The organism is Polaribacter sp. Z022, from assembly GCF_023555495.1.
Taxonomy (GTDB): domain Bacteria; phylum Bacteroidota; class Bacteroidia; order Flavobacteriales; family Flavobacteriaceae; genus Polaribacter.
Map to the genome: position 1 here is coordinate 254,153 of NZ_JALCZO010000004.1, position 12,837 is coordinate 266,989.

Below are 12,837 nucleotides of genomic sequence, written 5' to 3' on the forward strand. Positions count from 1 at the left end.
AATGATTCATTTCTTTGGAAACAAAAACAGCAAAGTTTTCGCTGTTCAAACAACAAAAGAATTAACTACAGAAACTATTTCTAAACTAACTTGGTTATTTGGTAATCAACCAAAAATAGACCAAACAACTTTAGATGCTTTTTTTGTAGGTCCTAGAGCAGCAATGATTACTCCTTGGAGTACAAATGCTGTAGAAATCACTCAAAACATGGGGATTTCAGACATTATTAGAATTGAAGAATTTACTGCTTCTACGAAAGATTTTTCTGACTTTGACCCTATGATTTCAGAAAAATTCAATGAATTAAATCAAGAATCATTTTCTATTGATATTCAACCAGAAGCTATTTTAGAGATTGATGACATAGCTACATACAATAATCAAGAAGGATTATCTTTAAGTGATGAAGAAGTTGCTTATTTAGAAGGTGTTGCAGAAAAAACAGGAAGAAAACTAACTGATTCTGAGGTTTTTGGCTTTAGTCAAGTAAACTCAGAACACTGTCGTCATAAAATATTTAATGGAACTTTTGTAATTGATGGAGAAGAAATGCCAACTTCTTTATTTAAATTAATTAAAGAAACATCAAAACAAAATCCTAACGATATTGTTTCTGCATATAAAGACAATGTTGCGTTTGTAAAAGGACCTAAGGTGGAACAATTTGCACCAAAAAGTGCAGACAAACCAGATTTTTATGAAACTAAAGAATTTGAATCTGTAATTTCATTAAAAGCAGAAACTCATAACTTTCCAACTACTGTAGAGCCTTTTAATGGAGCTGCAACTGGTTCTGGAGGAGAAATTAGAGATAGACTTGCTGGTGGTAAAGGTTCTTTACCTTTAGCAGGAACAGCTGTTTACATGACTTCATATTCTCGTTTAGAAGAAAAACGTCCTTGGGAGCAAAAATTTGAAGCAAGAGATTGGTTATACCAAACTCCAATGGATATTTTAATTAAAGCCTCAAATGGAGCATCAGATTTTGGAAACAAATTTGGTCAACCTTTAATTGTTGGTTCTGTATTAACTTTTGAGCACGAAGAAAATGCTGCTTCTAGTGATGCTGCTGCAAGAAAATTAGGTTTCGATAAAGTAATTATGCAAGCTGGAGGAATTGGTTATGGAAAAGCAGAACAAGCCTTAAAAGATACGCCAAAAGATGGAGATAAAATTGTAATTCTTGGTGGAGAAAACTATAGAATTGGAATGGGTGGTGCTGCTGTTTCATCTGCTGACACAGGTGAATTTGCTTCAGGAATTGAATTAAATGCTGTTCAACGTTCAAATCCAGAAATGCAAAAACGTGCTGCAAATGCAGTTCGTGGAATGGTAGAAAGTGATGAAAACTTTATTGTTTCTATTCACGATCATGGTGCAGGTGGACACTTAAATTGTTTATCTGAATTGGTAGAAGATACAGGTGGAAAAATTGATCTAGATAATTTACCAGTTGGTGACCCTACTCTATCTGCAAAAGAAATTATTGGTAACGAATCTCAAGAAAGAATGGGATTAGTAATTGCTGATAAACATTTAGAAACTTTACATAAAATTGCTGACAGAGAACGTTCTCCTATATACGATGTTGGTGAAGTCACAGGAAATGACAGATTTACTTTCGAGTCTAAAACTACAGGTGAAAAACCTATGGATTTAGCTTTAGAAGACATGTTTGGTTCATCTCCAAAAACAATAATGACAGACAAAACTGTTGTTAGAAAATATAAGAATCCTCGTTATAAAACCAAAAATTTAAAAATCTATTTAGAGCAAGTTTTACAGTTAGAAGCTGTGGCTTGTAAAGATTGGTTAACAAATAAAGTAGACAGATGTGTTGGTGGTAAAGTTGCCAAACAACAATGTGTAGGTCCATTACAAATTCCGTTAAATAACTTGGGTGTAATGGCTTTAGATTATAATGGTAAAGAAGGTATAGCAACTTCAATTGGACATTCTCCTATTTCTGCATTAATCAATCCAGAGGCTGGAAGTAGAAATGCAATTACAGAAAGTTTAACTAATATTATTTGGGCACCTTTAAAAGATAATTTAGCTTCAATTTCATTGTCTGCAAACTGGATGTGGCCTTGTAAAAATGAAGGTGAAGATGCGCGTTTATATAAAGCTGTAAAAGCCGTTTCAGAATTTTCTATTGATTTAGGAATCAATGTTCCAACAGGAAAAGATTCTTTATCAATGAAACAAAAATATCCTGATGGAGATGTAATTTCTCCAGGAACTGTAATTATTTCTGCAGCTGGAAACTGTAATGAAATTAGTAAAGTTGTAGAGCCTGTTTTACAAGTTGATGGTGGTAACATTTACTACATCAATATTTCTCAAGATGATTTTAAATTAGGGGGAAGCTCTTTCAATCAAGCATTAAATGCCATTGGAAATGAAGCTCCAGATGTTACAAATACTGCTTTTGTAAAAAACACTTTTAATACAATTCAAGAATTAATTAAAGCTAATAAAATTACTGCAGGACATGATATTGCTTCTGGTGGATTCATTACTACTTTGTTAGAAATGTGTTTTGCTGATGTAAATTTAGGAGCAGATTTTGATATTTCTTCATTAAACGAAGAAGATTCAATTAAAGTTTTATTCGCTGAAAACTCAGGAATTGTTTTTCAAGCAGATGCTTCAGTAGAAAGTGTTTTAGCTGATAATAATATTGAGTTTTTCAATATTGGAACTGCAAATAATTCAGGAAAAGTAAACATCAAAAATAATGAAGATAATTTCTCTTTTGATGTTACAGAACTAAGAGATGTTTGGTATAAAACTTCTTTCTTATTAGATCAAAAACAAACTGCTAACAATTTAGCTCAAGACAGATTTGATAATTATAAAAAGCAACCTTTACAATACACGTTCCCTAAAAACTTTACAGGAAAACTACCTGTCATTTCGAGCGAAGTTGAGAAGCCAAAAGCTGCAATCATCAGAGAAAAAGGTTCAAATTCAGAACGTGAAATGGCTAATGCTATGTATTTAGCTGGTTTTGATGTTAAAGATGTACACATGACCGATTTAATTTCTGGTCGTGAAACTTTAGAAGACATTCAGTTTATTGGTGCTGTTGGTGGTTTTTCTAATTCTGATGTTTTAGGATCTGCAAAAGGTTGGGCAGGAGCATTTAAATACAATGAAAAAGCAAATACAGCTTTAAAAAACTTCTTTAAAAGAGAAGATACTTTATCTGTTGGTATTTGTAATGGTTGTCAACTTTGGATGGAATTAGACCTTATAAATCCTGAACATGAAGTTCATGGAAAAATGGTTCATAACGATTCTAAAAAACATGAAAGTTCATTTACTTCTGTAAAAATCCAAGAAAATAACTCTGTAATGTTATCATCTTTAGCAGGAACAGAATTAGGTGTTTGGATTTCTCATGGAGAAGGAAAATTTAATTTACCAGAAACTGAAGAAAACTACAATATTGTTGCTAAATATGGTTATGAAGGATATCCAAATAACCCAAATGGATCAGATTTTAACACAGCTATGATGTGTGATAAAACTGGTAGACATTTAGTAACTATGCCACATATAGAGCGCTCTACTTTTCAATGGAATTGGGCAAATTACCCTTCTAATAGGCAAGATGAAGTAACTCCGTGGTTAGAAGCATTTGTAAATGCTAAAAACTGGTTAACAAAATAAAGTCGATTTAAATTAAATTTAAAAGAGGGCTTTAAAAAGTCCTCTTTTTTTTGCTCAAATAATAGAAACATTTTATTACTTTTTTTATGAAAGTTCCAAAGAAATATCGTTTTATCGTTGAATTGGGGAAAGCACTTCATATTTACGGAATTCCATCTTATAGAATTCAATCTTATCTAACTAGAGTAGCTAAAACACAAGGTCTAAAGGGAAGTTTTATGGATTTTCCTACTTGGATAAATTATGCATTTTATGATGATGAAGAGTCTTATAATTATATAGAATGTATTCCTCCTGGAGTATTAAACTTAGGGGCTTTATCAAGAATTTCTGAACTAACAAACAAAGTAATCGCTTCAAAAATTAATAGAGATTCTATAGATGAAGAATTAAATAAAATTCATGCTAAAACAAAAAAGGTAAATCACTTCTCTCTTATTTTAGCTTATGCTTTTTCTGCAGGAAGTTTTAGTCTATTAATAGGAACAAATTTGGTTTCTTTTGGATTTTCTTTACTTTTAGGTGCCTTAATTTATCTTTTATTATTTTTATCTACAAAATCTAAATATTTAGAAAACATTTTTGAAGCTTTTAGTGCTTTAATAGTAACTATTATAAGTTGTCTTTTAGCAATAGTTTTTCCTGATTTAAATATTGGATTAACAATTTTAGCATCCATCATAATTTTTATTCCAGGTTTAGCAATTACAACTGCTTTAGAAGAAATTACATCAAAAAATCTTGTTTCTGGAGGAGCTAAACTTTTTGATTCAATTATTTCATTATTTAAACAGTTTTTTGGGGTATTACTAGGTTTAGGACTTATGTCTTCTTTAATAGATATTAATTTATCTAATCATGTTTCAGATTTACCTAAATGGACAATGTTTTGTGCTGTCCCTGTATTTTCTTTAACACTTTTCCCTATATTTCAAGTTAGAAAAAAAGAACGTTTACTAGGACTTTTAACAGGTGCTTCAGCATTTTATATTACGTTAATTCTTTCTGAATACGGAATAATGGTAAGTACATTTATAGGAACTTTAGCTGTAGTTGGTTTAAGTCGTTTATTTGGTATAATTTCAAAAACTCCTAGAACTGTATATTTAACTCAAGGAATTATTTTACTTGTACCAGGAAGCAAATCGTTTATGGGATTAAGTAATTCGTTTTTACATTCTTCTGCAGCAGGTTCTGGAAACTTATTTGAACAAGTTGCATTTATTTTAATGGGAATTATTGGAGGACTACTCTTTGCTGGTACTTTTAAAGGTAAATCTAATATAGGAACAACAGAAAATAAATAAAATTAAAAAATCCAGAAGCTTTAAACTTCTGGATTTTTTTTAATCTATTTCTAAAAAAATTATTTTATTGACCTTAAAGTTGCTTGAGCAGAAACCAATCTTGCAATTGGCACTCTATATGGAGAACAACTTACATAATCCATACCAACACTATAACAAAATTCTACAGAACTAGGTTCTCCTCCATGTTCACCACAGATACCAACTTTTAAATTTGGTTTTGTAGACCTACCTCTTTCTGTTCCAATTTTTACTAATTGCCCTACTCCTTCTTGATCTAAAACTTCAAAAGGATCTACTTTTAAAATTCCTTTTTCTAAATAAGTAGGTAAAAACTTACCTGCATCATCTCTAGAATAACCAAATGTCATTTGCGTTAAATCATTTGTACCAAAAGAGAAAAAATCTGCTTTTTCTGCAATAATATCTGCCATTAAAGCTGCTCTAGGAATTTCTATCATTGTTCCAACTAAATAATCTACAGTATTATTTCTTTCTTTAAAAATAGTAGCTGCTGTTGTTCTAATTATTTTTTCTTGAAACTCAAATTCGTTTACAGTACCAATTAATGGAACCATAATTTCTGGTTTACATATAATACCTCTTTCTTTTAAATTTAATGCAGCTTCAATAATTGCACGAGTTTGCATTTCTGTAATCTCTGGGTATGTATTTCCTAATCTACAACCTCTATGCCCTAACATAGGATTAAATTCTTCTAATTCTGCTACTTTATTTTTAACGGCTTGTAAAGAAATATGCATTTCTTCTGCTAAATCTTTTTGAGTAGCTAATTGATGAGGCACAAACTCATGCAGTGGTGGATCTAACAAACGAATAGTTACTGCATAACCTTCCATTGCTTCAAAAATTCCTTCAAAATCTTCACGTTGCATAGGTAATAAATCTTCTAAAGCTTGTTTTCTTCCTTTAACAGTTTCAGCTAAAATCATTTCTCTCATAGCTTTAATTCTGTCTAATTCAAAAAACATATGTTCAGTTCTTGTTAAACCAATACCTTGCGCACCAAAACTTCTAGCAACTTTTGCATCTTTAGGGCTATCTGCATTGGTTCTTACTTTCATTATTGAATACTTGTCTGACAGTTTCATTAATTCTGCAAATTCACCACTTAATTCTGGCTCCATTGTTGCAACTTTACCTTCAATAATATTACCTGTAGAACCATTTAATGATATCCAATCTCCATCATGATATTCATGTCCATCTACAGTTAAGGTTCTTGTTTTATAATTTATTTTTAATGCTCCTGCACCAGAAATACAACATTTTCCCATTCCTCTAGCAACCACAGCAGCATGAGATGTCATTCCTCCTCTTGCTGTTAAAATTCCTTTTGCAATATTCATTCCTTCTAAATCTTCAGGAGAAGTTTCTATTCTTACTAAAATACTACTCTTGTATTTATCTGCTTCATCAGCAAAAAACACTATTTTACCAGTAGCAGCTCCAGGAGAAGCTGGCAAACCTTGAGCAATTACATTTGCATTTTTTAATGCTTTAGAATCAAATATTGGATGTAATAATTCATCTAATTTATTTGGTTCTACTAATAATAAAGCTTCTTTTTCATCAATCATACCTTCTTTTAGTAAATCCATTGCAATTTTTACCATTGCTGCACCAGTACGTTTACCATTTCTGGTTTGTAATATCCAAAGTTTACCATCTTGCATAGTAAACTCCATATCTTGCATATCTCTGTAGTGCTTTTCTAATATATCTTGATATGAATTTAATTCATTAAAAATTGAAGGCATTAATTCTTCTAAAGAAGGATATTTTTCTATTCTTTCTTCTTCTTCTACTTTTGCTAATTCTGCCCATCTTTGAGAACCTAATTTAGTAATTTGTTGGGGAGTTCTTACTCCTGCAACAACATCTTCTCCTTGAGCGTTAATTAAATACTCTCCATTAAAAACATTTTCTCCTGTACCTGCATCTCTTGTAAAACAAACTCCTGTACCAGAATTTTCTCCCATATTACCATAAACCATGGCTTGTACGTTTACAGCTGTTCCCCATTCTGAAGGATAACCATTCATTTTTCTATAATAAATAGCTCTATCACCATTCCAACTATTAAAAACAGCGATAACTGCACCCCAAAGTTGGTCCCAAGGATTTGTTGGAAAATCTAGACCCGTTCTTTTTTTAACAGCAGCTTTAAAATCGAACACTAAATCTTTTAAATCTTGAATTGTAAACTCTGTATCTAACTCAATTTTTCTTTTTTCTTTAAGATTCTCCATTATTTCTTCAAAAGGATCAATATCTTCTTTAGAAGCAGGTTTCATACCTAAAACAACACCACCATACATTTGTATAAAACGACGATAAGAATCCCAAGCAAACTGTTCATTTTTGGTTTTCTTTGCTAAACCTAAAACAACTTCATCATTCATTCCTAAATTTAAAACAGTATCCATCATTCCTGGCATAGAAACTCTTGCTCCAGAACGTACAGAAACCAAAAGTGGATTTTCTTTATCTCCGAATATTGTTCCCATTAAATTTTCAATATTAGCTACAGACTCTTCAACCTCTTTTTGTATCAAGTTTATAGCTGTTTCTTCACCTAAAGAATTGTACTCTGTACAAACTTCTGTTGTTATTGTAAATCCAGGAGGAACAGGAATTCCTATAGAACTCATTTCAGCTAAATTAGCTCCTTTACCTCCTAATAAGTTTTTCATTGTGCTGTTTCCATCAGCTTGTTTATCCCCAAATTTATATACACGGGGTTTTACTTCTTGTAATACTTCCATAATATGTTTATTTAAAAATACTGCTCCCTAATAAGCTTCTCTAAAAGTAGCTTTTAAACAACTAAAAAACTCTGATAAAAATCATAATATGAGTGTTTTACATTATAAACAACAGAAAAGTAATTCTGCTAAACAAAGTGTGAAAAATTATAATTTATGATGACAAAAAACAGTTAAATTTCAACTGTTTAATAACTATTTTTTAAAAATTGAGACTAAAAAGTGTCACAACTTTAAAACCATAATGTCATTATAATGTAGTCAAACTAAAAAACATATAAAATGAAAAATAAAATTACATTATTAGCTTTTAGCTTATTTCTAATTACTAGTGTTTCTTTTGCTCAAAAAAAAATAGAAGCAAAAACAATTATGAATGATATAAAATCTGGAAAATCTATTTCAATAAAAAATGCCACTATAGTTGGTGTTTTAGATTTTACTTATATGGATGAAGCAATAGAAAAACTTCCAAGAAAGAAAAAAAATAGTTGGTTTAATTGGAATAATAACGGCTCTTCTAACGAAGTAAAAAAACTAATTGAAACTAAAGTTTCTTTTATAAATTGTACTTTTCAAGATGATGTTTTAGCTTACATTCCTGATGAAAGAAGTGGTTATACATTTACCGCAAGTTTTGAAGACATTGCTATTTTTAAGGACTGTAATTTTGAACGCAAAGCAATGTTTAAATACTCTAGGTTTGAAAGAGATTCTGATTTCTCTGGTAGTACTTTTAATGATGATACTACTTTTAAATATGCAAAGTTTGATAAAAACATAAGTTTTTCTAACACCAATTTTGATGAATTAGCTACTTTTAAATATGCTAAATTTAATAATAATGTAAGTTTTTCTAATACTACTTTTAAAGATTCTGCAATATTTAAATACACAAATTTTAATGACGGAGTTTCTTTTAAAAATGCAAATTTTGAAGAAGATTTAAACATCAAATACATGAAAGTATCTGGAGATTTTGATATTTCTAACATGAAAGTTGCTTATGAAATTGACTCTAAATACACTAAAATCAATGGAAAAAGCTTTACTAAATATTTGATTGACTAAAAACAGGTATTTATACGTATTTTATTTTATCTAATATATTATAAATTGCAGCCATAATGGAAAAGGTTAGATTAGGGGCTAACTAAAACCAAACAAAGCTAGCCTTTCTTAAGGCTAGTTTTTTTTCTCTATAAAAAAATTCCCCACGATCAATTAATTTTGATTTATTGAAGAAGGTTAGTGTAAAACCCTAACCTTTTTTTTTAGAAAATTCTTTATTAGTATATTGTAGCAATACAAAACTAATATGCCAAATACAATTACAAGACTTTTCGATATTCCTTATTTTCAATTAAAACACAATCCTTTAGATAAATGTTTTAATTATAAAAAAAATAATATTTGGCATGCTATTTCTTCTAAACAATACATTAATACAGCAAATAAAGTAAGTGCCTCACTTTTAGAATTAGGTATAAAACCAAATGACAAAGTAGCTGTAATAACAGAAAACAATAACCCCAATTGGCATATTTTAGATATAGGTGTACTGCAAATAGGAGCACAAAATATACCTTTATACGCTACTCTTTCAGAAAAAGATTACGAATATATTTTAAATCATTCTGATTCAAAATGTTGTTTTGTTTCTTCTATAGAAATTTATAATAAAGTAAAGTCAATAGCTTCAAAAACAAAATTAAAACACATTTTTTTGCTAGAAGAATTAAACTCAAATTATGGTTGGGATACTTTTTTAAAAATAGGACAAGAAAAAAATTATCAATCAGAAATAGAAAACCTAAAAAATAATGTAAAAACAGAAAATTTAGCTACTATAATATATACTTCAGGTACAACTGGCACTCCTAAGGGAGTAATGTTAAGTCATAAAAATATTATTTCTGCTGTTTTTAGCGCTAAAAATTCATTACCAGATATAAATTCTGAAGTAATTAAAATTTTAAGCTATTTACCTGTTTGCCACATTTTTGAAAGAGCATCTTCATATTTTAATCAATATAGAAGCGCTGAAATTTATTTTGCAGAAAGTTTAGAAAAAATTGGAGATAATATTAGAGAAGTAAAACCCAATTATTTAGCTGTTGTACCAAGATTACTAGAGAAGATTTTTGATAAAATTGTAGACAAAGGAAGTAATTTAAAAGGCATAAAAAAAGTACTTTTCTTTTGGGCACTTCAGTTAGGTGAAATCTATGAACCTTATCATAAAAACGGAAATTGGTATCACTTTAAATTAAAAATTGCTAATAAATTAATTTTTTCTAAATGGAGAAAAGCTTTAGGAAACAACTTAGAATTTATGGTTTCTGGAAGTGCTCCTTTACAACCAAAACTTATTCGAATTTTTACTGCTGCTAAAATTCCAATTTTTGAAGGATATGGTATGACAGAATCTTCTCCATCTGGTTCTATTAACGATTTAAGAAATTTTAATTTAAAAATTGGTACAGTTGGTAAACCTGTGAAAGGTGTAGAAATTAAAATTGCAAATGATGGTGAAATATTGATGAAAGGAGATAATATTATGATTGGATATTATAAAAATCAAGAATTGACTGACAAGACTATAATAGATGGATATCTTCATACAGGTGATATTGGTGAACTTGATGAGGAAGGTTTTTTAAAAATTACTGATAGAAAAAAAGAAATATTTAAAACATCTGGAGGTAAATATATTGCACCTGCTGCTTTAGAAAGTGAGTTTAAACAATCTAGGTTTATAGAACAAATTATGGTTATTGGTGAATCTCAAAAAATGCCAGCTGCATTAATACAAGTAAATTTTGACTTTGTAAATGAGTGGGCAAAAAGACATAATTACAAAATTAACAATGTTTCAACTGATAAAACACTGATTAATAGGATTCAAAAAGAAATAGATTTCTATAATTCAAATTTTGGTAAATGGGAACAAATCAAAAAATTTGAAATTACACCTAATGAATGGACTATTGATGATGGACACCTAACACCAACAATGAAAATGAGAAGAAAAGTAATTCTAAAGAAATACAACAATCTTTATCATAAAATATATAATACCTAAATAAATTTATAATATTCATAATAAAAAACTCTTTTAATAAGTATTTGTTAAATCAATCTAAAATTCATATTTTGCCTTCTTCAAATTTAAAACAAGTATGGCAATAGAAATTACTCGATTATTCGATTTTCCTTATTATCAATTAGAAAACTATAATTTAGAAAAAGCATTTATATCTAAATCTAGTGGTTCTTGGCAATCAATTACTACTCAAGAGTATATTAATCAATCAAATCAAATAAGTAGAGGGTTAATTAAATTAGGTGTAAAACCGAATGATAAAATTGCAGTAATTTCCTCTACCAATAGAACTGAATGGAATATTTGTGATATAGGAATTTTACAAACAGGTGCACAAAATGTTCCTATTTACCCAACAATATCAGAAGTTGATTATGAATATGTTTTAAATCATTCTGAATCTATTTACTGTATTGTTTCTGATGAAGAAGTTCTAAACAAAGTAAATCTAATTAAGAAAAATACTAAACTAATAGATGTTTTTACTTTTGATGACATTAAAGGTGAAAAAAGTTGGAATGAGATTTTAGAATTAGGTAAAGATGAAAGTTTACAAAATGTTGTTGAAGACAGAAAAAACAATGTTAAAGAAGATGATTTAGCTACATTAATTTATACATCTGGTACTACTGGTAAACCAAAAGGTGTAATGCTTTCTCATAAGAATATAGTTACAAATGTTTTAAGTTCTGAAAAACGAGTACCTCTAGATAATGGAAATTCTAAAGGATTAAGTTTTTTACCAGTTTGCCACATTTTTGAACGTATGATTTTATATCTATATCAATACTGTGGTGTATCTATTTATTTTGCTGAGTCTATAGAAAAACTTTCTGAAAATGCTCAAGAAATAAAACCTCATGTAATGACAGCTGTTCCTAGATTATATGAGAAAATTTATGACAAAATAATTTTAAAAGGAGAAACTTTAACAGGTATTAAAAAAGCATTATTCTTTTGGGCTGTAAATTTAGGATTAAAATATGAGCCAAATGGAGCTAATGGTTGGTGGTATGAAAAGCAATTAGGTTTAGCAAGAAAACTAATTTTTTCGAAATGGCAAGCTGCTTTAGGTGGAGAATTAAAATTAATGGTTTCTGGAAGTGCTGCTTTACAACCAAGACTAACAAGAGTTTTTGCAGCAGCAGGTATGCCTATTATGGAGGGTTATGGTTTAACAGAAACATCTCCTGTACTATCTGTTAACGATCAAAGAAATAAAGGTTTTAAAATTGGAACTGTTGGTAAAGTAATTGATGGTGTAGAAGTAAAAATTGCAGAAAATGGAGAAATATTAGCCAAAGGTCCAAACATTATGCAAGGATATTATAAAGACCCAGAAAGAACCGCTAATGTTTTAAAAGATGGATACTTTTATACAGGAGATAAAGGAGAAATTGATAGTGAAGGATTTTTAAAAATTACAGGAAGAACAAAAGAAATGTTCAAAACTTCTGGTGGTAAATATGTAGTTCCTCCATTATTAGAGGGAGAGTTAAAACAATCTTTATTTATAGAACAAGCAATGGTTATTGGTGAAGGAGAAAAAATGCCAGCAGCATTTATTCAACCAAATTTTGAATTTATGAAAGAATGGATTCAACATAAACACTTAAATATTGGCACTAGTAATGAAGAAATAGCAAAATCAGATATTGTTATAAAACGTATTCAACAAGAAGTAGATAAATGTAATAAAAACTTTGGTAAATGGGAACAAATAAAACGTTTTGAGCTTACTCCTGAAGTTTGGTCTATAGAAGATGGCCATTTAACTCCTACAATGAAAATGAAACGTAAAATTATAAAAGAAATTTATAAAGATTTATACGAAAAAATATATAGAGAATAAATCAACATTTTCTTATCAAAAAAAAGGAGCAAGTTTTTAATAAAACTTGCTCCTTTTTTTACATTAAAACCTATAAAAAACAAAAAACCTCCACATTTCTGTGA

The 12,837-nt window shown here is 29.4% G+C and carries 6 protein-coding genes; 5 read left to right on the top strand and 1 reads right to left on the bottom strand.

The genetic code is table 11. From position 1 onward, the window contains the following. The first annotated feature begins 1 nt into the window (after position 1). Positions 2 to 3,679 (top strand): phosphoribosylformylglycinamidine synthase, encoded by a 3,678-nt coding sequence (gene purL / locus MPF13_RS10840; RefSeq protein WP_249982540.1) that lies wholly within the window; start codon positions 2 to 4, stop codon positions 3,677 to 3,679. 86 nt (positions 3,680 to 3,765) lie between these two features. Further along, positions 3,766 to 4,986 carry a threonine/serine exporter family protein gene (locus tag MPF13_RS10845; RefSeq protein WP_249982541.1) on the top strand — a complete coding sequence of 407 codons (1,221 nt, stop codon included), beginning with the start codon at positions 3,766 to 3,768 and terminating at the stop codon, positions 4,984 to 4,986. Between the two features lie 59 nt (positions 4,987 to 5,045). Here the strand turns inward: MPF13_RS10845 and ppdK are convergent, their stop codons facing one another. After that, positions 5,046 to 7,775, bottom strand: a complete 2,730-nt coding sequence (ppdK, locus tag MPF13_RS10850) for a pyruvate, phosphate dikinase (RefSeq protein ID WP_249982542.1) — start codon at positions 7,773 to 7,775, stop codon at positions 5,046 to 5,048. Between the two features lie 282 nt (positions 7,776 to 8,057). Here ppdK and MPF13_RS10855 point away from each other — a divergent pair, with 282 nt between their 5' ends. From MPF13_RS10855 to MPF13_RS10865, 3 genes are all read left to right on the top strand, one after another. Continuing rightward, the gene (locus tag MPF13_RS10855; RefSeq protein WP_249982543.1) at positions 8,058 to 8,846 is read left to right on the top strand and encodes a pentapeptide repeat-containing protein; all 789 of its coding nucleotides are present in this window, start codon (positions 8,058 to 8,060) and stop codon (positions 8,844 to 8,846) included. A 247-nt stretch (positions 8,847 to 9,093) separates the two neighbouring features. After that, the gene (locus MPF13_RS10860; protein ID WP_249982544.1) at positions 9,094 to 10,860 is read left to right on the top strand and encodes an AMP-dependent synthetase/ligase; all 1,767 of its coding nucleotides are present in this window, start codon (positions 9,094 to 9,096) and stop codon (positions 10,858 to 10,860) included. 97 nt (positions 10,861 to 10,957) lie between these two features. After that, positions 10,958 to 12,733, top strand: coding sequence for an AMP-dependent synthetase/ligase (locus MPF13_RS10865; RefSeq protein WP_249982545.1), 1,776 nt, complete (start codon positions 10,958 to 10,960; stop codon positions 12,731 to 12,733). The last annotated feature ends 104 nt before the right edge of the window (positions 12,734 to 12,837 follow it).